The sequence below is a fragment of the Marinifilum sp. D714 genome (assembly GCF_030851345.1).
Taxonomy (GTDB): Bacteria; Bacteroidota; Bacteroidia; order Bacteroidales; family Marinifilaceae; genus Marinifilum.
The window spans coordinates 25,254-45,327 of record NZ_JALPNU010000025.1 but is presented as its reverse complement, the minus strand read 5'-3'; the positions used below and the strand labels follow the sequence as shown (position 1 = coordinate 45,327).

The window sequence follows — 20,074 nt, the reverse complement described above, 5'->3', positions numbered from 1 at the left end:
GGCTTCCACTTTAAGTGGAGGTCTCAATGGTTTTGTTATATCTAAACACTTTGATTAAGAAAATAATAAGAGCCGTATAAAATATGTAATAGTCTAATCTCAAAATTCTTCCTTTTTAGGGGGGATGGCTACATCCTGAGAGGTGCTTTATACTAATTTTATCTTTTCTTCACCCTTTTGTCTGTAGACATTTTCCCTAGAAGGGAAAACTCCATATTGTAGCTTACTCGCTTAGCATCTTGAGACGTTTTGCAAATTGCCGAATACAAAAATGAGACCCTCATTATTCATTACTAATTGTAAATTGCCAATTGTCACCCACCCCAACCATCTCGGTCTAAACTTCGGTACTGAATAGCCTCGGCCAAATGGTCGCTTTCTATGTTTTCCGAGCCTGCCAAGTCGGCTATGGTTCTCGAAACTTTCAGGATTCTGTCGTAAGCACGGGCGGATAGTCCTACTTTTTCCATGGCGGTTTTTAGCAATTGATTACCTGCCTCATCAGGCTGGCAATATTTACGCAGCAGTTTGGAACTCATTTGCGCATTGCAGTGCATCCCCTCCTCTTCTTTAAATCTCTCTTCCTGAATTTGTCGGGCTTGCTCTACCCTTGCTCTTACCACCTCACTTTTTTCCGATAATTGGGTATCCGATATCTTGTCGAAAGTAACAGGCACTACTTCGATGTGAATATCAATCCTATCCAACAATGGGCCACTAATTTTACTCAGGTATTTTTGTACCATTCCAGGTGCACACAAACAATCCTTCTCCGGATGATTGTAATATCCACAAGGACATGGATTCATGGAAGAAATCAACATGGTGCTTGCCGGGTAATCTACCGTGAACTTGGCTCGGGATATGGTTATGGTTCTATCCTCTAAAGGTTGACGCATTACCTCTAAAACGGTTCGCTTAAACTCGGGCAACTCATCTAAAAACAACACGCCATTGTGAGATAAAGAAATTTCTCCGGGTTGCGGATAAGTTCCACCACCTACAAGCGCAACATCCGAGATTGTGTGGTGAGGAGCCCGGAACGGACGCTGTGTCATTAAGGAGCTGTCTTTCTCTAAAGTTCCTGCTACAGAATGTATCTTGGTTGTTTCCAAGGCTTCCTGCAAACTAAGCGGAGGGAGAATGCCTGGAATTCGTTTTGCCAGCATGGTTTTTCCTGCTCCCGGCGGGCCAATCATGATGATGTTGTGACCTCCTGCTGCTGCAATCTCCAAAGCTCTTTTCACATTCTCCTGCCCTTTTACATCGGCAAAATCGTGAGGAAACTTATTCAGGTGGGCGTAAAACTCTGCTCTAGTATCTACCTGGGTAGGTTGAATTTCTGTATCTCCTTTTAAAAATCCAATGACTTCGCTGATGTTATCGGCTCCGTATATTTTCAACTTGTTTACAACGGCCGCTTCTCTAGCATTTGCTTTTGGGAGAATTAAGCCTTCGAATCCTTCCTCTCTCGCCTGAATTGCCATAGGTAGCACACCTTTTATGGGTACCAAGCTTCCATCGAGCGACAATTCGCCCATAATCACAAACTTTTCCAACTTGTCACAGGCTATCTGCTCGGTTGCCGTTAAAATTCCAATGGCAAGGGGTAAATCGTAAGCCGATCCTTCTTTACGAATATCGGCAGGAGCCATATTGATAATAATTTTTTTTCCTGGAATTTTGTAGCCTACTTCGCGCAAAGCTGAATCAATTCGCTGCTGACTTTCTTTAACAGCATTATCAGGTAAACCAACCAAAGAAAATCGCACACCTGGGAAAACATTTACTTCAATTGTAATAGTCGTTGCATGAATGCCATATACGGCACTTCCATAAGTCTTAACAAGCATAGGTCTATATTCTTATACAAACAGAATGATTCTATGAATATAACAATAAACCGCAAGTCATCAAAACATAATCCTAATTAATATCTTAATCTGTAAATATCATATAATATCTTTGTCTAAATTATTTCAACAAAAAAAGCTGCAACAGAAATCTGATACAGCTTTAAATATTATTTGATTTTACTCTTTACTTCATCTTTGCTTCAATGTACTGAATCAAACAATGAATTACTTTGATGTGAATTTCCTGTACTCTATCAGAGTATGCTTTCCAGGGAACTCGAATTTCTACATCACACATTTCAGCCATTTGGCCTCCTGTTTTTCCTGTTAATCCAACTACAGTCATCCCTTTTGCTTTGGCGGATTTAATCGCATTCATCACATTAGCGGAATTTCCTGATGTGCTAATTCCAAGAAAAACATCCCCTTTTTGTCCCATGCCTTCAACATATCTGGAAAAAATGTAATCGAAACCATAATCGTTACCAACACAGGTAATATGGCTAGGATCGGAGATTGCAACAGCTGCCATTCCCGGACGATTATCACGAAATCGACCAGTTAATTCTTCAGCAAAATGCATGGCATCACACATTGATCCACCATTTCCGCAAGAAATTACTTTTCCTCCATTTTTAATTGATTCGGCCATCGCTTCTCCAGCTTTTTCGATGGCTTTAAAGTTCTCTTCGTTTGCCAAAAACTCATTTAAAACGGCTTGAGCATCAAGAAAACTTTGTTTTATATCGTTTATGATCATGTTTTTAAATTTTTATCAAAAATACGAAACGCAACGAATAATTAAGAATAATGCGTTATAAATTAAAAATGGACTTTTCCAGTTTTATTTCTAAGTTTACTAATTAATCAAAGTTTAATACATGCTACCAATAAAACAGAGACTTTACGAAGTAATTTTTGAGGCCGATACCAGAATAGGAAAGTTTTTTGATCTTGCCTTGCTCATTGTTATTCTTCTTAGCATTCTGTTCGTAATGTTGGAGAGTGTTCCTTCCATCGAAAACAAGTATCATGATTTTTTAAAAATCGCAGAATGGATCATTACAATTATTTTTAGTTTGGAGTATATTCTAAGAATTTGGATTGTAAGACATCCGCGAAAATATATTTTTAGCTTTTATGGAGTTATTGATCTATTAGCCGTACTACCAAGTTATTTGGCCCTTTTCTTTGCCGGTACGCAAGGTTTAATGGTAATTAGAGCTCTTCGACTACTTAGAATTTTCAGAATTTTAAAGCTAAATAGATATTTGAAAGAAAGTGCAGTTATCATTCGTGCTTTAAGAGAAAGTCGCTATAAAATATCAGTATTCCTATTTGGTGTATTGACATTGGTCATCATTATTGGTACAGTAATGTATTTGGTAGAAGGAGCTGAACATGGCTTCACAAGTATTCCTCGTGGAATTTACTGGGCAGTGGTAACCTTAACCACAGTTGGCTATGGTGATATCTCGCCCGTTACTTCACTAGGACAGTTTTTAGCCAGTATGGTAATGATTATTGGTTACGCAATTATTGCGGTTCCAACAGGGATTGTAACAGCCGAGCTTACCAAGCACAGTGCCAAAGAAACCTCGACCCAGGTTTGTCCTGAATGTTTGTCGGAAGGACATAATCATGATGCAAAATATTGCAGCGAGTGCGGAGCCAAACTGAATTAATTCAGAACCGAATTTTTACAATTTTTAACCTATCGATCCTTGTGAATTATCGAAGCAAATTCAGATTTTATAGGTATATTTGTAGGTCTCATTAAACAACAATGAATAAGGGAACTTATTTTGTTGAGAGAAGAATAGCAATCACCTATACCACTTATTAGCAACAAGGTATAAAAAAACTTATTATGGGATTTACTAGCGGTTTCTTTAAAAGACCTCAACATAAGAGATTTAATTTACAGCCTCGTTATTGGGATCCTGCCAAGGAGGAAAGAGAAGAGCGTGAACGAAGAGTTAAATCGGAACTTGGAATTAAGGATGAAAATGGACAGTACATTCCCAATATAAAAGGGAGAATGAAAAGCGAGTTGCGCCATAAATATTCAGATGCAAGAGGTACAAGACAAAAATCAAATTTTCGATTAATTATCATCTTTGTGATTCTTGCCGTTGCAGCCTATGTATATGTTTTTGGTTGGGATGAGTTGATAGAAAGGATTATTGGTGGTATGGAGAGTTTAAAATCTAATCGCTAACATCAAATTTCAAACCTATATATGTCAGATTTGATACAGATACTACCAGACAATGTTGCCAATCAAATTGCAGCAGGCGAGGTAGTACAAAGACCGGCTTCGGTGGTAAAAGAGCTTGTTGAAAATGCGATAGATGCCGGTGCTGGTTCCATAAAAATTAATTTAAAAGACGCAGGTAAAACCCTAATTCAGGTTATTGATAATGGGTGTGGTATGTCGGTTACTGATGCTCGATTGGCATTTGAAAGACATGCAACCTCTAAAATTCGCAAAGCGGGCGATTTGTTTGGTATTCGTACCATGGGATTTCGTGGGGAAGCTCTGGCTTCCATTGCGGCTATTGCCAATGTAGAACTAAAAACCAAACGAACCGAAGACGAGCTGGGTACTCATATTGTAATTGATGGCTCTGAATTGGTTTCGCAAGAAGCCTCAGCTTGTAGCGATGGTAGTAACTTTATTGTGAAAAACTTGTTTTTCAATGTTCCTGCTCGTCGTAAATTCCTGAAAGCAAATTCTACAGAGCTTCGAAATATCATTACAGAGTTCCACAGGATCGTTTTATCACATCCTGATATTGCATTTACATTGATTCACAACGAAAGTGAAGTTTACAATCTTCCCGCATCGCATATTCGTCAACGAATTATTAATGTTTTTGGGAAAAGTATGAATTCCCGCTTAATCAGCATTAATACCGATACAAGTATTGTAAACCTTACCGGATTTATCGGTAAACCAAAAAATGCTAAGAAAAATACCGGAGAACAGTTCTTTTTCGTGAACAATCGTTTCATGCGACATCCTTATTTTTACAAGGCTGTTATTCAGGCATACGACAAAATTTTGCCTCCGGAAACCATTCCTCCGTATTTTATATTTTTCGAGGTAGATCCTAAAATTATCGATATCAATATTCATCCAACCAAAACGGAAATAAAGTTTGAGGATGAAAGAGCTATATATCAAATCATTCAAGCTTCAATTCGTGAAGCATTGGGAAAATTCAATATTGTTCCTTCTATCGATTTTGATGAAGATACAAGTTTAGAGATTCCTGTTGCTGACGACAAAACTGAAGTGGAAGCTCCAATGATCAAGGTTAATCCTGAATTTAATCCATTTGAAGCAGAATCGAACTATAATCCTTTTGATTCAGAAAAGAGCTATAATCCTTTCGAACAATCGGCAAGTTCAATCGAGTCAAATCCATTTTTCCAGGAATTCAAAGCCAAAAGTCCTGAGCCTTCTGTAAGCAGAGCTTCTAAAAAGGAAGTCCCTGACGATTGGGAAAAATTGTACGAAGATCAGACTCCTAAAAAGGAAGTTGTTGAAAAGCAGCCGGTAATCGACAGAGAAAATATTCCCGATTATTTCCAGGCTCCTGAAAAACCAATGCCTCAACAATCTAAACTTCAAGCTGTAGATCAACCCAGAAAAACCAAGAATTTTTTCCAACTGAAGAACAAATATATTCTAACGCCTATCCGATCAGGTCTAATGATTATCGATCAGAGAAAGGCGCATGAGAGAATTTTGTTTGAGAAATTTATGAGTTCTTTGGAAAATCAACAGGGAATTGCCCAACAGACTTTGTTTCCACAAACCATTGAGTTAAACGCTTCTGATTATACGCTTTTACAAGTAATTTTAGAAGATGTAAAAGCTTTAGGTTTTGACATTAGAGAATTTGGAAAGAAAACTTTCGTGATCAACGGAACTCCTGCCGATATTCAGAATTGTGATCCAAAAGAATTATTGGAAAATCTGTTGGCAAACTATAAAACCAATCAGCTCGATGTAAAACTAAAAGTAAGAGAGAATTTGGCAAAATCGTTGGCAAAAGCTTCTGCAGTAAACTATGGAAAATCGCTTACCAACGAAGAAATGAGTTCAATTATCGATCAACTTTTTGCTTGCAATGTTCCCAACTATACACCTGATGGAAAACCTGTAATTTCAGTTTTAGAATCACAAGAATTGGAAAATCGCTTTAAATAAGAGCATAAATTCTACAAACAAGGCTTTTATCCTGACAAACTGTCTTGCAATTATGAGCCGAAGCCTGTAATTTTAAATTGGTCTGACTATTGTTAGACTTCAACTGAATTTTAAACTCATAACGAATGACACAATACAGACCTCCACTGTTGAATTTACCTCCGGTGGTTAAAAACCTTTTGATAATAAATGTAATCGTATTTCTTGGTGCTTCGGTAGTTGGCAGCAAATTTGGCTTTGACATAGATCGTCTTTTGGCCTTACACTTTTTCAAATCAGAATACTTCAGACCTCATCAATTCATCACACACATGTTTATGCATGGAGGAATCGGGCATATCTTTTTTAACATGTTTGCCTTATTCATGTTCGGACGTGTATTGGAAAGTGTATGGGGGCCAAAAAGATTTTTAATGTATTACCTGATCACAGGTATTGGTGCTGCATTGATTCACACTCTGGTAAATTGGTTTGATTACATGTCGATGAAAAATGCATTAGATGCATTTGTAAATACACCTTCACCTGATTTACTTTCACAATTTGTACGTGAACATGTTGGACCAGTAAGACCGTGGGTTCATGATTTTATTAACCAATGGGCTGAACATCCTAATAATGCGAATACTACCAGTCAAGCAATAGAGCTTGCAAACAGAATGTTAGAAGGAAGCATAAATACTCCTACAGTTGGTGCTTCAGGTGCTGTTTTTGGAATTTTATTGGCCTTTGGTATGCTATTTCCAAATACTGAATTGATGCTGCTGTTCTTTCCTATTCCTATTAAAGCAAAGTATTTTGTAATTGGTTATGGTGTATTAGAATTATTCCTTGGCATTCAAAATTCAGCAGTTGACAATGTCGCTCACTTTGCCCATTTAGGTGGTATGATATTCGGCTTTATTCTAATAAAGTATTGGCAAAAGAATTCGAACCGCTTTTATTAAATTACATACAATAAAAATTTAGTAAGGAAGTTTATATCGATAATGAAGCTTGATTATGAACATGAACTTTAACAATCCATATCAGAGCTATTCCAATCAGAACATTTGGGAAGGAATAAAAAGTTCCTTTAAAGAAGGAAGTAATCTTACCAAGTTGATTTACATTAACCTGGGCTTATTTCTTGTAATAAAACTTTTGCAGATCGTTGGCATGCTAACGGGCTCTAATATCGATGATGTGATTGTTCGCCAATTAATGGTTCCTGCTTATCCTGAAACTTTAATCAGACAACCATGGTCGGTATTCACCTATATGTTTTTGCATACCGAATTCATGCACATTCTAATGAATATGCTTTGGTTTTTCTGGTTTGGTAGAATATTCTTGACCTATCTTGATCAGAAAAAATTATTAAGCGTTTATTTAATTGGTGGATTGACTGGAGCAGCAATCTATTTATTCTCCTATAATATTTTTCCGGCACTTCACGAGGCTAAATTCATTGCCTATGCACTAGGTGCATCAGCGTCCGTTATGGCAGTTGTTTTTGCAGTTGTTGTGTATGCGCCAAATCATATTATTCATTTGATTTTTATTGGACCAGTAAAAATAAAGTTCATCGCCCTGTTCTTTATTGCGATGGATTTACTTTATCTATCGGAAAGTGTAAATATTGGCGGACATATTGCCCATTTGGGTGGAGCCTTTTATGGTTGGCTATTTATTTCTCAATTGCGTAAAGGGAAAGATATTTCAAGTGGATTTAATTCCATGATGGATTCATTTTTTGGTCTGTTCAAGCGTAAAAAGAAAATGAAAGTGAGTTATAAAAATACTCGCAACATGTCTGATGAAGAATACAATAAATCCAAGAAGGTAAATCAGGAAGAATTGAACCGAATCTTAGATAAAATTGCAAAATCGGGATACGACAGTTTAAGTAAAGAGGAGAAAGAAATTCTATTTAAATCAAGCAATCAAAAGTAAAATCTACCTTGAAAAATTTCCTCCATAAAGCTCTGGTTGCATTTAGTCTGATTTTTTCAGGCTCATTGCTTATTTCTTACATTGCTCCACATGTTAGCCCTGAGGAATTTTGGTTGCCAGCCTTTTGGGGTTTGGCATATCCATATTTGCTTTTAGCAAATGTAATTTTCACGATTTACTGGATGCTACGAAGACGTTGGAGCTTCTTAATTCCATTAATTGTAATATTAATAGGATATAGCCACCTACAAGATTTTGTTCAAATCAACAGGCCGAATAAGAATAAAAGTGAGTCGCCATCCATTAAAATAATGACTTACAATGTAAGAGCTTTCGATAAATATGAGTGGAGCAAAGACAAGAAGACACCAAACAAAATGGTGGAGCTTTTAAAACAAAATAAAGCTGATGTCTATTGTTTTCAGGAATTTCACAATACACGAAAAGGATTACTAAGTCTATATAATCTGAAAAAAAGCACAGCTTGTAAATATTTGTTTTTGGGTAAAAAGGCCAATGGGGTTGCCATATTTTCCAAGTATCCAATTGTGCAAAAAGGAGAAATTAAATTCGAAAAAGGCAATTGGTGCAATGCCATTTATGCTGATATAAAAAAGAATGGTAAAATTGTAAGAGTATATAACCTTCATCTGGAATCGAACCGATTGGGAGGTAGAAATTATGCTTTCATCAACAAGAAAGAATTTAAGGCTGACGAAGAGGAATTAAAAGAAATTAAAGACATCTCATTCCGATTGCGACATGCATTTATTCGCAGAGCCAAACAGGCCGAAATCATCAGAGGGCATGTAGCCAAGTCTCCTCATCCAAAAATTGTTTGTGGTGATTTTAATGATACGGCCCAATCTTATACCTACCACAAAATTAAAGATGGATTAATCGACTGTTTTAGGGAAAAAGGACTAGGGATTGGAACAACCTATTCTGGAGATTTTCCTTCTTTTAGAATTGATTTTGTTTTGCATGATAACAATACCGTATGTCACAATTACAAGCGAATCAAAAAGAAGTATTCCGATCACTTTCCAATATTTACAGAACTTAGTTTTGTAGAAAAATAAACTAATTCTTTAGAACCAACTCGCGTGTAGAAACGTTAATATTATAATCCTTGGTTTGATATTTAGCAACAATATTCAGAGTTGTATCCAAATTTGATTGTGAATCCAACATGAATTCATAACGCCCCACTCCTCCTTCAGCGTAAATAGGTTTGGCAGCAGGTGGAATGTATTTATTCTTCATTAATTCTGTAATGTAGAACACCACATTTTTCGAATAATTACTTAAAAATAACTTAAGTATTATACGATCTGATTTCTCCAGCATTTGAACCTCAATATCAGGATAATTTTCACGCAAACTACCATCACGCTTATACTCCTTTAGCCCAATTCCTGGTTGACCTCTCATATAAGGTGTTTCTGCCCAAATTTTACCATTGGCATAATACTTTTTCTGAATCCCATCTTTTTCATCTTTGAGGTATGGTGTTAAGCTGTAGATGTTCCCATTCTTGTGATATTTTTTTGCAACACCACTCTTTTCATCATCAACATACATGATTTCATCGCTCAATGCTCCTGAAGAATAGTAATACCGGGTAACTCCATTACGAACTCCATTTTGGTAGGTAATCTCAGCTGACAATCTATTTTGCTCATCGTACTTCTTCACCACACCATTTTCCACAAAACTCTGATCTTTAGTCGAACTACGATCAGTTTTTTGCTTACAGGCAAACAAAACTAAAGCAAAAAGGAATACAAATTTATATTTCATCAGGAGACTATTAATTAGTGCTGTCCAAAAAGGATATGAGTTATACCCAATAAAAATATATTAAACATTGAAAACTTAAAAATTATTCCGTAACAAATAAGCTACATAAACTTCTTTCTCTTTAAAAGATACGATTGCAGTACATTACTAAACTCTTTTCGAATGTCGGCCTCAATTAAATCAATAGAAAATTGACTGCACAACAATTCCAATTCGGTAAAAAACTTTTGCTGTTCTTTCTGATATATTTCCTTAATATCAGTTGGGTTGAGTTTTAAGCTTTCACCTGTTTCCAAATCAACAAATTGACTGGGACGATTCTCAAAGTTGAAATTCAATTCCAACTCATGATCCCGTACTGCAAATAGAATTACCTCGTGCTTATTGAATCGCAAGTGCTGCAAGGACTCCATAATTTCTTTTGGTGATTCTGCTCCCGTAAAATCAGAAAAAACAATCACCAGCGATCGCTTGTGTAAACCTTCTGCCAAACGATGCAAAGTATCGGCAATTTTGGTTTCTCTATCCTTGCCTATTTCCTCGGCATTGTAAAGCTTGTGCAAGTGAGAATATAATAATTGAGCATGGGTAAGAGATAGTTTAGATCGTGTTAAAAGATCTATCTTATTCGAAAATGTACAAAGCCCTACAGCATCGCGTTGCTTGCGTAACAAGTGAATTAAGGCTGCAGCACACAAAACGGAATAACCCAATTTAGTTTGATGCTTGGATTGATAAGGAAACAACATTGATGAAGATGTATCGATAACAATATAAGCTCGAAGATTGGTTTCCTCTTCGAATTGTTTAACGAACATTTTGTCGCTACGAGCATATAGTTTCCAATCAATATGCTTGGTAGATTCTCCTTTGTTGTACAAACGATGTTCGGCAAATTCAACCGAAAAACCATGGTATGGACTACGATGTAAACCAATAAGAAATCCCTCCACAATTTGATGTGCAAGTAATTCCAAATTATCGAATTGCTCGAACTGTATCAGGTCGGATAATTGCTTTACCATTTTAATTTTTTCGGATAAAAAAAGGGCATAGAATAAACCTCTATGCCCTAAATATTTTTATACTCTTATTACAATAGAGCATCAATTTTTTCTGCCAAGCTTGATTTTGGAACTGCTCCAACTTGCTTATCAACAACTTCTCCTCCTTTAAAGAAAAGAACTGTAGGAATATTACGGATTCCAAATTTAGCTGAAGTTGCAGGGCTGCTGTCAACATCCAATTTGGTTACTACGATTTTTCCATCGTAATCAGTTGCCAATTCGTCTACAATTGGACCAACCATTCTACATGGACCACACCATTCTGCCCAAAAGTCCACCAATACTGGCTTATCTGATTTCAAAACAACTTCTTCAAAATTAGAATCGTTTACTTCAATTGTCATGGTAATCTATTTTTTAGCGTTTATGTATTTTATTTAAAACTAGTGCAATTTAGTTAATTTTGAATTTAATTTCCGAATTATTTTCAAAATATTCAATTAATTCATTGGTTAACTCAACTCTGTAACTCCTCGAAAACATTTTTAATGCTTTCTTTCCCTTGTCAAAAATCTCAAAGTTGAGTTTCATACTTCCCTTGTTCTCATCAATGCAATTTACAATCTCAGTAACCAACTCATCAGTCAATGCCGATATAGGGATTTCCAATGTAAACTCCTTTGCTTTCTTTTCAAGAACTTCGGAAAGCATCATAATATTTTTCACTTTAAATTCTAACTCTGTAGAATCTTTAGGCCAAGATCGTGTTTGAACTCTACCACTAATGTAAATGGAAAGACCTTCAACAAAATAATTCCCAAACTCAATAAAATCTTTACCAAAAAATGCCAATTCGTATGAATCCGAAAAATCTTCTATTCCAACAATGGCAAAAGGGTTTCCATTTTTAGTTGTTCCCCTTCTAATTGCCGTAATCATTCCCGCAATATTAACATCCTTATTGGCAAAGCTTTCAAATTCAGATGACAACTCCGATAAGCTGGCATTACAAAAGTTATTAATGGTTGTCTTAAAATCATCCAAAGGATGAGCAGACAAATAAATCCCAATTAATTCTTTCTCTTTATTTAAGCGTTCCAATTTTCCCCATTCCGCACATTCCGGTGCTTTGGGAGGAGTAACCACATAATCCTCCACCCCACCAAACAGAGTTTGTTGGTTATTGATCTTTTCTGCCTGAAGTTTATTGCCATACTTCACCAAGTGTTCCATAAAGGTAACATCGGTTTCATCTATTTGGAAATATTGACTTCGTTTTAATCCAAAACTGTCAAATCCTCCCGACATGGCAAGATTCTCTAGTGTTCGTTTATTTACTGATCTTAAATTTACACGCTCTACAAAATCAAAAATATCCTTGAACGGTCCATTCTTACGTTCTTCAATAATATCATGTACAGCCTGTTCTCCAACTCCTTTAATACCGGCCATACCAAAACGAATCTCACCATTTTTATTTACAGTAAATGTTGAATAAGATTCATTCACATCTGGCCCAAGTACTGGCAATCCCATACGTTTACACTCATCCATAAAAATGGTCACTTTCGTGATATCGGATAAGTTACGAGACAGAACGGCTGCCATAAATTCAGCTGGATAATGAGCTTTAAGGAAACCTGTTTGATAAGCAATGTAAGCATAACAAACCGAGTGCGATTTGTTAAATGCATACTTGGCAAAGGCCTCCCAGTCTGACCAAATTTTCTCAATTAGCTTGTCGGCTTTGGCATTATCGCCTCCAACACCTTCCATGAATTTTGGATTATCATGACATCCATTGATAAACTCAACCTTTAATTTATCCATCATGGCAATGATCTTTTTACCCATCGCTTTACGCAAGGAATCGGACATACCACGTGTAAATTGCCCCAATGCTCTCGACTGGAGCATCACCTGCTCCTGATAGACTGTAATTCCATAGGTATCCTTCAAATAATCCTCCATAATTGGATGATCATATTCAATCTCCTCTTCCCCATTTTTTCTTCGGATAAAAGAAGGGATGTATTCCATTGGTCCCGGACGATACAAGGCATTCATGGCAACCAAATCTTCAAAACGATTTGGTTTCAAAGCTCGCAAGTGCTTCTTCATTCCAGGGGATTCAAACTGGAATATCGCAGTAGTTTCTCCACGACTGAATAGCTGAAAAGTCTTTTCGTTTTCAAGGTCAACATTGTTGATATCAACATCAATTCCTTTGGAAAGCTTTACATTGGAAAGTACCTCCTTAATAATGGATAAGGTTTTCAAACCCAGGAAGTCCATTTTAAGCAATCCGATATCTTCAACAAAACGACCATCGTACTGGGTTGTCAACAGCTCCTCTCCTTTTGTTGGCATTACGGGAAGATGCTCGTCAAGCGGATTTTTTCCTATTAAAACCCCACAGGCATGCACACCAGTCTGCCTTACCGAACCTTCCAATGCTTCTGCAAACTTAATGGTTCTTGCAATCAACGGATTTGGTGAATCTTTTTCTTCCAGAAGTGCAGGCTCTTCTTCATAAGCCTTCTTAAAACTCATTTTTGGTGCTTCAGGAACCAATTTGGCAAGTCGATTCGCCTCAGCCAAATCCAAACGAAGCACACGCGCCACATCCTTAATGGAACTCTTGGTAGCCATTGTACCAAAAGTACATATATGCGCTACTTTATCATGTCCGTATTTATCGGTTACATAGTCTAATACTTGCTGACGTCCATCATCATCAAAGTCGATATCTACATCGGGCATCGAGATACGATCAGGATTCAGAAAACGCTCAAACAGCAAATCATATCTAATTGGATCCACATCGGTAATGGAAATACAGTACGCAACAGCTGAACCTGCAGCCGAACCACGGCCTGGACCTACAATTACGCCATTGTCTTTAGCCCAGTTGATAAAATCCTGTGTAATCAAGAAATACCCAGGAAAACCCATTGTTTTAATGGTGTTCAACTCAAAATTCAGACGTTCAACAATACTGTCTTCCAACTCTTCACCATAGCGCTTTTTGGCACCTTCAAAAGCAAGATGCTCCAGGTAATCAGCCTCTAGTTTTATCGGAAGTACCTTATCGTAACCTCCTAATTTTTCGTAACGCTCTTCTTCGAACTCTTCTATTAATGCAGCTTCGTCGTATTTTTCCTTATACTTTTCTATAGTTCCAAACTCTTCTGGAATATTAAAAGGAGGCATAATAGGATTCGCATTCAATTCATAAGCTTCTACTTTTTCTGCGATCTCCAAAGTATTGGCAAGTGCTTCGGGTACATCGGCAAAGAGCTCATTCATCTCTTCTGTGGTTTTGAACCACTCCTGTTTGGTGTAACGCATACGAGTCGGATCATCGTAATCACGTCCTGTACTCAAACAAACCAAAACGTCATGAGCAGCTGCATCTTCTGCATTTATAAAATGAGAATCATTGGTTGCAATCACTTTAACTCCCAATTCTGCTGCCAACTCTCGAATTACTTTATTTACTCTTACCTGATTTTCCCAGACATCTCCCTTCAATCTAGGATCATCGTTTGGATGACGTTGGATTTCCAGATAATAATCTTCTCCAAATACATCCTTGTACCAAAGTATTGTTTCTTTTGCCTTATCGATGCTCCCTGCCATGATATGCTGGGAAACTTCTCCTCCAAGACAAGCACTACTTACAATCAAGCCCTCGCTATATTCTTCAAGTAGTTCCTTATCGATACGTGGTTTGTAGTACATACCGTCGGTATGTGCAATCGAGGTTAATTTTAATAGACTTTGGTAGCCCTTATAGTTTTTGGCCAGCAAAATGAGATGATTCCCAGATGCATCGACCTTATTTTCCTTAATTAAATGCCCACGTTTCGCAACATAAGCTTCCACTCCAATAATAGGTTTAATCCCAGCCTTGCTACATGCTACATGAAATTCTTTGATCCCAAACATACTACCATGATCGGTTAAGGCAACGGCAGGCATTCCATCTTCCTTTGCTTTATTGGCAATTGCCGCTGTTTTTGCTGCTCCATCGAGTATGGAATATTGCGAGTGAACATGCAAGTGCACAAAAGGCTGAGGTGTAATATTTTTTGCTGCTTCTTTTCTTTTTCGCTCTTCCTTCTCAATTGATATTTCATCGAATGCAGTATTTACCTTGAAAGATTCATACTCGATTCCAACCAATTCAATGGTATCCGGATTATTGATTTTAAAAGCCTGAACTTGCTCAGGAGACATTCGATGAATTTCCTGACCTAATCCATCAACTCTTATTAATTCCAGAAAACAACGAGAAGTTGCCTCAACATCGGCTGCTGCATTGTGTGCTTCGGCAAATGGAACTCCAAATAATTTGGTGTGCAGTTCGGTAAGAGTAGGATTTTTAAGTTGTCCTCGTCTTTTTAAATCACAAAACTCCTTGCTACCGGTCATGGTATCTATCATTGGGGCTCTTACAAGATCCTGCTCTCCCATTTCGCAACGCAACAGCTCGCAACCAACAATGTTAATGTCAAAAGAAACATTGTGCCCAATAATAAATGTGGAGTTTCTTACATCCTCCATGAAATCAAGAAGAGCATCTTGAAGAGGAATACCTTTTTCGTGAGCGATTTCTGTAGAGATACCATGTACTGCAACAACATCATCAGGAATGGTATATCCATCAGGTGTAATTACATGATTTTTGGCAAATAGAAAGTTCCCTTCAATATCATGACATTGCCAAGCAAGCTGAACCATTCTTGGCCAGTTGTCAAAATCATCTAAAGGTGCTTTCCATTTTTTTGGTAAGCCTGTAGTTTCGGTATCAAATATTAAAAACATCTCAGTATCAGGAATTTTATATTTTTAAGCTCACAGATGGAGCCGAAATGCGAAGATAAGCAATAATAAAGTGATTCAGTAGAGTAAAATTAGTAAATATGAGCCAACAATCTAGACTAAATAAATGATCGTTCTATTAGCATGATTTTCAGACATTAAATTATTTAAGAAGAAGTTATTTCTATTCAGAAAATAAGTTGTATCTTTGTCGCGCTTATAAACCGTGGTATGCATACCACAACTATAATGTAGGCAAATTATTAATCTTATTTTAAAAGAGTTATGCCAGTAAAAATTAGACTAGCAAGACACGGTCGTAAAAGACGTGCATTCTACCACATTGTGGTAGCAGATAGCAGAGCGCCACGTGATGGTAGATACATTGAGCGTATTGGATCATACAATCCAAACACCAATCCTGCTACAATTGACCTAAATTTTGACAAAGCCTTAACATGGCTTGGTAATGGTGCTCAGCCTACCGACACTGCAAGAGCAATTTTATCTTACGAAGGTGTAATGATGAAAAAGCACTTATTAGATGGTGTTAAGAAAGGTGCTTTTGATGAAGCAACTGCTGAAGAAAAATTCCAGGCTTGGAAGCAGGAAAAAGAAGCTAAAATCAACGCTAAGAAAGATGGTCTTTCGAAAGCTGCTGATGAAGCTAAAGCTGCACGTTTGGAAGCAGAAGCTAAAATTAGCGCTGACAGAGCAGAAGCTATCGCTAAGAAAGCTGCTGAAGCTGAAGCTGCTGCTAAAGCTGAAGAAGCTGGTGACGATGCTGAAGCTGCAAATGAAGAAGGAGCTGAAGAAACTGAAGCTTAATTTGAATTGCATGCTTAGAAAAGAAGATTGTTATTTAGCTGGAACCTTTACTAAAACTCATGGAGTTAAAGGTGAATTGGTTGCCAAAACAAACGGTGATCTTCTTGAAAGAAATAAATTGGAGTCAATCCTTGTCGATATCGATGGAGGATTGGTTCCTTTTTTTATTCCTAAAAATGGAATGAACTCGAGAAATCATTCGAGTGTAAGAATTTTATTGGAGGATATGTCAACCGAAGAAAAAGCCAAAAGGTTTATTGGTTGTGATATCTATGTTCCAATGAAAGATGTACCGGACTATATTGAAGAGCAAGACGAATTGGATCCTAATGTTTTAATCGGTTTCACCTATGAAGATGAAGAAAAAGGTGAATTGGGTGAGATTTTAGACATTCAGGATTTTTCCGGCAATATAGTATTGGTTGTAGAGATCAGTGGCGAGGAAGTGATGATTCCTTTTGCCGACGAAAACTTCATTGAGCTTGATGAAGAAAACAAAACCATTGTAATGGAAACTCCTGATGGTTTGCTTGACCTTTACCTTGAATAATTATTAATGATTAGGGTTTAATGTTTAACTCTAAAATAGAAAACGGTTGCCTGATTACTGCCAACTGTTACCCCACTACTTCTTTTTCAAATTCACGAATTCTGATTTTTAAAGTTTCCGGTACAGGTATACTTTCTCCCAATTTTTGGCTATAGCCCACCATTACCTGCGAGGTTTTGGTTTTGATTTCGCCAGTAACAGAATCAACAATATTCTGATAAAGGCCAACACTTTTATTTCCTAGCTTGTGAATTCTGGTATGCACTTCAATTTTATCGTGCAAAGTAATTGACGACAAGTAATCAATTTCGAGATGTGCCACAATAAGAGCAGAATCGTTCCAATCGATAACCTGACCGTATACTTGCTGAAAATAATCCATTCTTGCCAGATCTAAATAACTTAACTGCACGCCATTATTGGCATGTCCCATTAAATCGATATCGCCAAATCGGATTTGTATTTTCTTGATGTGATTGAATTCCATTGTAATTTTTTTTGGCGAATTTAAGAAATAATGAATAAATATCTACAATCAAGTAAAGACGTAGCAATGCTACATCTCTACAAAATTTCAATCAAATGCAACTTTTCATGGACTTGTTCGTCCTTTAAAAAGTACGAAATGATTATTTACCTAAAACCATAACATATGAAATCAAAACGTATTACTTCCCTTATTGCAATTTTCGCTTTGATATTAAGCAGTACTATTGCATTTGCTCAAAAAACCGAAGATCGAAAAGTGAGTTCATTTCAATCAATCAGCCTCTCGATTGCTGCCAAAGTTTATGTGAGCCAAAACGAAAAAACATCTGTAAAAATTAAAGCTTATGCCGATGATTTGGATGAAATCGTAACTGAAGTAGATGGTTCAACTTTAAAGATCAAGCGCAAAAAGAACAAAGGCTGGAACTGGAACAATCGTTCTTTCAAAAAAGTTGAAGTTTATATTTCAACTCCTAATGTTGAGAATCTTAGAATTTCAGGATCAGGAAATATTATTGCCAAAACTCCTATTGAATCGGGTAGCGTTGATTATGCAATCAGCGGAAGCGGTAACATTATTGTCGATAAGTTAAAAGCTGATAATGTTGAGTGTCACATTTCAGGTTCAGGTGATATCCGTTTAAAAGGAGAATGTAAGGATGAATTTGAGATTCACATTAGTGGATCTGGCGATGTTGAAGCGGGATATTTCGAAGCAAAATCAGTAGAGATTCGAGTTTCGGGTTCTGGCGATTGCAAGGTTTATGCATCGGAAAGAATAGACGCACGCGTTGCGGGTAGTGGTGATATTTACTACCGAGGTAATCCTGAGTATGTTAATAGTAAATCAGCGGGATCGGGTTCTATTAAATCTGTTAGAGAATAAGTAAGTTTAACACATAAAATAAACCTCTCAGTTTACATTTCTGAGAGGTTTTTTATTTCTTACAGATAAAGTTTCCATTCTATTTGCGTAAGATTTGGATTTCCCCTCCTACTCCAATCTTGATGATACTTGAAGCACTCGCTTTCTCTAAATCGTCTTGTCTGTATTCAACAATGTAATCAACAAGTTCTTTTAAGGTTTCATTGATTTCATCGAAATTTGCAGGTGATGGGTCTCCACTAATATTAGCTGAAGTGGAAACAATTGGCTTCTTAAATCTTTGAATCAAATTTTGAGTAAACTCCTCATTTGTAATACGAATACCAATGGTTCCATCTGAATTAATCAAGTTAGGTGCCAGGTTCTTAGCTCCCGGGTAAATCAATGTCATAGGTTTGTCGTTTACATCAATCAAATCCCATGCAATTTCAGGAACCTCATCAACATATGAATTCAGTCTGTTAGGATTTTCCATTAACACCAACATTGCCTTGCAATCCTCACGTTGTTTAATTTCATAAACTCTTTTTACTGCATCAGCATTTGTAGCATCACAGCCAATTCCCCAAATGGTATCGGTAGGATAAAGAATTACTCCCCCTGATTTTAAAACCTCTAGTGCTTTGTTAATGTCGTTGTTCATATTATTTGTATGTGGTAGAGGCGTAGGAATGCTACGCCTCTACATATCATCAATAAATTTACTATACTGCTACATTGTATTCACGCAGTGCATCATTCAAAGATGTTTTCAAGTCGGTTGATGGTTTACGCTTACCAATGATAAGTGCACAAGGAACTTGATACTCTCCTGCAGGGAATTTTTTAGTTCTGGTTCCTGGAATCACTACCGATCTGGCTGGCACAAAACCAGTATATTCAACTGGTTCATCTCCGGTTACATCAATAATTTTAGTTGATTTTGTAAGCACTACATTGGCTCCAAGCACAACTTCTCTTTCAAGATGAACACCTTCTACCACGATACAACGAGATCCGATAAAACAGTTGTCTTCCACAATTACCGGAGAAGCTTGAATTGGTTCCAATACACCTCCAATACCAACACCTCCACTCAAATGAACATGTTTTCCAATTTGAGCACACGATCCAACAGTTGCCCAAGTATCAACCATGGTTCCCTCATCAACGTATGCTCCAATATTTACATATGATGGCATCATTACCACATCTTTTGCCAGGAAGGCACCGTAACGAGAAACCGCATGAGGTACAACACGAACTCCCAATTCAGCATAGTTGGTTTTCAATGCCATTTTATCGTGGAACTCGAATGGACCCACTTCTATGGTTTCCATTTTACGAATTGGGAAATAAAGAATCACGGCCTTTTTAACCCACTCGTTTACCTGCCACCCACCTTCAATTGGTTCTGCGGTGCGTAATTCTCCTTTATCAAGAAGTTCAATTACTTCTTCTATATTTTTCTGCACTTCAGGTGAACTCAATAAAGATCTATCCTCCCAGGCAGACTCAATGCTTTGTTTAAGATTTTCGTACATATTCTTATTTACTTCTAAAATTTTGGTTAATGCTCACAAAACTAATTAAAAGTAGAATAGTGAAAAAGTGAAAATGTAAAAAAATGAAAGTACAAATGAGTGAATGAGTTAATAAGTTATTTTGAAGCTGATATTGGTAATTCTTCCT

At 37.0% G+C, this 20,074-nt stretch carries 18 protein-coding genes; 9 read left to right on the top strand and 9 right to left on the bottom strand.

What is annotated here, in order from left to right:
• Positions 1 to 314 precede the first annotated feature (314 nt).
• Together M0051_RS16810 and lpcA are read right to left on the bottom strand one after the other, a co-directional pair.
• Positions 315 to 1,853: a YifB family Mg chelatase-like AAA ATPase gene (locus M0051_RS16810; protein WP_306742690.1), complete on the bottom strand. Its 1,539-nt coding sequence runs from the start codon at positions 1,851 to 1,853 to the stop codon at positions 315 to 317.
• Between the two features lie 187 nt (positions 1,854 to 2,040).
• On the bottom strand, positions 2,041 to 2,616 hold the full coding sequence (gene lpcA, locus M0051_RS16805) for a D-sedoheptulose 7-phosphate isomerase (RefSeq protein ID WP_306742689.1): 576 nt from the start codon (positions 2,614 to 2,616) through the stop codon (positions 2,041 to 2,043).
• Positions 2,617 to 2,737: 121 nt separating this feature from the next.
• Between lpcA and M0051_RS16800 the strand changes: the two genes are divergently transcribed.
• The 6 genes from M0051_RS16800 (at position 2,738) to M0051_RS16775 (ending at position 9,095) form a co-directional block, all read left to right on the top strand.
• Positions 2,738 to 3,541 carry an ion transporter gene (locus tag M0051_RS16800; protein ID WP_306742687.1) on the top strand — a complete coding sequence of 268 codons (804 nt, stop codon included), beginning with the start codon at positions 2,738 to 2,740 and terminating at the stop codon, positions 3,539 to 3,541.
• Positions 3,542 to 3,726: 185 nt separating this feature from the next.
• Positions 3,727 to 4,077: a hypothetical protein gene (locus M0051_RS16795; protein WP_110361258.1), complete on the top strand. Its 351-nt coding sequence runs from the start codon at positions 3,727 to 3,729 to the stop codon at positions 4,075 to 4,077.
• A gap of 21 nt (positions 4,078 to 4,098) precedes the next feature.
• Positions 4,099 to 6,078 (top strand): DNA mismatch repair endonuclease MutL, encoded by a 1,980-nt coding sequence (gene mutL / locus M0051_RS16790; RefSeq protein ID WP_306742685.1) that lies wholly within the window; start codon positions 4,099 to 4,101, stop codon positions 6,076 to 6,078.
• 125 nt (positions 6,079 to 6,203) lie between these two features.
• Complete coding sequence (locus tag M0051_RS16785) at positions 6,204 to 7,025, top strand: rhomboid family intramembrane serine protease (protein ID WP_306742683.1); 822 nt, start codon at positions 6,204 to 6,206, stop codon at positions 7,023 to 7,025.
• Positions 7,026 to 7,080: 55 nt separating this feature from the next.
• Positions 7,081 to 8,013, top strand: a complete 933-nt coding sequence (locus M0051_RS16780; RefSeq protein ID WP_306742682.1) for a rhomboid family intramembrane serine protease — start codon at positions 7,081 to 7,083, stop codon at positions 8,011 to 8,013.
• Positions 8,014 to 8,021: 8 nt separating this feature from the next.
• The gene (locus tag M0051_RS16775) at positions 8,022 to 9,095 is read left to right on the top strand and encodes an endonuclease/exonuclease/phosphatase family protein (RefSeq protein WP_306742681.1); all 1,074 of its coding nucleotides are present in this window, start codon (positions 8,022 to 8,024) and stop codon (positions 9,093 to 9,095) included.
• 1 nt (position 9,096) lies between these two features.
• On the opposite strand, the gene M0051_RS16770 is transcribed toward M0051_RS16775, so the two are convergent.
• From M0051_RS16770 to dnaE, 4 genes are all read right to left on the bottom strand, one after another.
• Positions 9,097 to 9,816: a toxin-antitoxin system YwqK family antitoxin gene (locus M0051_RS16770; protein WP_306742680.1), complete on the bottom strand. Its 720-nt coding sequence runs from the start codon at positions 9,814 to 9,816 to the stop codon at positions 9,097 to 9,099.
• 101 nt (positions 9,817 to 9,917) lie between these two features.
• Positions 9,918 to 10,841 carry a DUF58 domain-containing protein gene (locus tag M0051_RS16765; RefSeq protein WP_306742679.1) on the bottom strand — a complete coding sequence of 308 codons (924 nt, stop codon included), beginning with the start codon at positions 10,839 to 10,841 and terminating at the stop codon, positions 9,918 to 9,920.
• Between the two features lie 68 nt (positions 10,842 to 10,909).
• Positions 10,910 to 11,227 (bottom strand): thioredoxin, encoded by a 318-nt coding sequence (gene trxA / locus M0051_RS16760; RefSeq protein WP_054716587.1) that lies wholly within the window; start codon positions 11,225 to 11,227, stop codon positions 10,910 to 10,912.
• A gap of 49 nt (positions 11,228 to 11,276) precedes the next feature.
• Positions 11,277 to 15,653: a DNA polymerase III subunit alpha gene (dnaE, locus tag M0051_RS16755; protein WP_306742678.1), complete on the bottom strand. Its 4,377-nt coding sequence runs from the start codon at positions 15,651 to 15,653 to the stop codon at positions 11,277 to 11,279.
• A gap of 282 nt (positions 15,654 to 15,935) precedes the next feature.
• Here dnaE and M0051_RS16750 point away from each other — a divergent pair, with 282 nt between their 5' ends.
• Positions 15,936 to 16,478: a 30S ribosomal protein S16 gene (locus M0051_RS16750; RefSeq protein WP_306742677.1), complete on the top strand. Its 543-nt coding sequence runs from the start codon at positions 15,936 to 15,938 to the stop codon at positions 16,476 to 16,478.
• A gap of 10 nt (positions 16,479 to 16,488) precedes the next feature.
• Entirely contained in the window at positions 16,489 to 17,028 is a 540-nt protein-coding gene (rimM, locus tag M0051_RS16745; RefSeq protein ID WP_306742676.1) for a ribosome maturation factor RimM, read from the top strand.
• A gap of 67 nt (positions 17,029 to 17,095) precedes the next feature.
• Here the strand turns inward: rimM and M0051_RS16740 are convergent, their stop codons facing one another.
• On the bottom strand, positions 17,096 to 17,515 hold the full coding sequence (locus M0051_RS16740) for a thioesterase family protein (RefSeq protein WP_306742674.1): 420 nt from the start codon (positions 17,513 to 17,515) through the stop codon (positions 17,096 to 17,098).
• A gap of 165 nt (positions 17,516 to 17,680) precedes the next feature.
• Between M0051_RS16740 and M0051_RS16735 the strand changes: the two genes are divergently transcribed.
• A complete protein-coding gene (locus M0051_RS16735; RefSeq protein ID WP_306742673.1) occupies positions 17,681 to 18,403 on the top strand; it encodes a head GIN domain-containing protein in 723 nt (240 codons plus the stop codon).
• A 79-nt stretch (positions 18,404 to 18,482) separates the two neighbouring features.
• Here the strand turns inward: M0051_RS16735 and M0051_RS16730 are convergent, their stop codons facing one another.
• Together M0051_RS16730 and M0051_RS16725 are read right to left on the bottom strand one after the other, a co-directional pair.
• The gene (locus M0051_RS16730; RefSeq protein ID WP_306742672.1) at positions 18,483 to 19,046 is read right to left on the bottom strand and encodes an L-threonylcarbamoyladenylate synthase; all 564 of its coding nucleotides are present in this window, start codon (positions 19,044 to 19,046) and stop codon (positions 18,483 to 18,485) included.
• A 61-nt stretch (positions 19,047 to 19,107) separates the two neighbouring features.
• Positions 19,108 to 19,926, bottom strand: a complete 819-nt coding sequence (locus M0051_RS16725; protein WP_306742670.1) for a 2,3,4,5-tetrahydropyridine-2,6-dicarboxylate N-succinyltransferase — start codon at positions 19,924 to 19,926, stop codon at positions 19,108 to 19,110.
• Positions 19,927 to 20,074: the final 148 nt, after the last annotated feature.

Bases quoted from the DNA above. Each gene is read 5' to 3' on its own strand.
- M0051_RS16735 (WP_306742673.1), top strand. From the start codon at position 17,681: ATGAAATCAAAACGTATTACTTCCCTTATTGCAATTTTCGCTTTGATA.
- M0051_RS16750 (WP_306742677.1), top strand. From the start codon at position 15,936: ATGCCAGTAAAAATTAGACTAGCAAGACACGGTCGTAAAAGACGTGCA.
- trxA (WP_054716587.1), bottom strand. From the start codon at position 11,227: ATGACAATTGAAGTAAACGATTCTAATTTTGAAGAAGTTGTTTTGAAA.
- dnaE (WP_306742678.1), bottom strand. From the start codon at position 15,653: ATGTTTTTAATATTTGATACCGAAACTACAGGCTTACCAAAAAAATGG.
- M0051_RS16810 (WP_306742690.1), bottom strand. From the start codon at position 1,853: ATGCTTGTTAAGACTTATGGAAGTGCCGTATATGGCATTCATGCAACG.
- M0051_RS16780 (WP_306742682.1), top strand. From the start codon at position 7,081: ATGAACATGAACTTTAACAATCCATATCAGAGCTATTCCAATCAGAAC.
- M0051_RS16795 (WP_110361258.1), top strand. From the start codon at position 3,727: ATGGGATTTACTAGCGGTTTCTTTAAAAGACCTCAACATAAGAGATTT.
- M0051_RS16730 (WP_306742672.1), bottom strand. From the start codon at position 19,046: ATGAACAACGACATTAACAAAGCACTAGAGGTTTTAAAATCAGGGGGA.
- lpcA (WP_306742689.1), bottom strand. From the start codon at position 2,616: ATGATCATAAACGATATAAAACAAAGTTTTCTTGATGCTCAAGCCGTT.
- M0051_RS16770 (WP_306742680.1), bottom strand. From the start codon at position 9,816: ATGAAATATAAATTTGTATTCCTTTTTGCTTTAGTTTTGTTTGCCTGT.
- M0051_RS16785 (WP_306742683.1), top strand. From the start codon at position 6,204: ATGACACAATACAGACCTCCACTGTTGAATTTACCTCCGGTGGTTAAA.
- M0051_RS16725 (WP_306742670.1), bottom strand. From the start codon at position 19,926: ATGTACGAAAATCTTAAACAAAGCATTGAGTCTGCCTGGGAGGATAGA.
- M0051_RS16800 (WP_306742687.1), top strand. From the start codon at position 2,738: ATGCTACCAATAAAACAGAGACTTTACGAAGTAATTTTTGAGGCCGAT.
- mutL (WP_306742685.1), top strand. From the start codon at position 4,099: ATGTCAGATTTGATACAGATACTACCAGACAATGTTGCCAATCAAATT.
- M0051_RS16740 (WP_306742674.1), bottom strand. From the start codon at position 17,515: ATGGAATTCAATCACATCAAGAAAATACAAATCCGATTTGGCGATATC.
- rimM (WP_306742676.1), top strand. From the start codon at position 16,489: ATGCTTAGAAAAGAAGATTGTTATTTAGCTGGAACCTTTACTAAAACT.
- M0051_RS16765 (WP_306742679.1), bottom strand. From the start codon at position 10,841: ATGGTAAAGCAATTATCCGACCTGATACAGTTCGAGCAATTCGATAAT.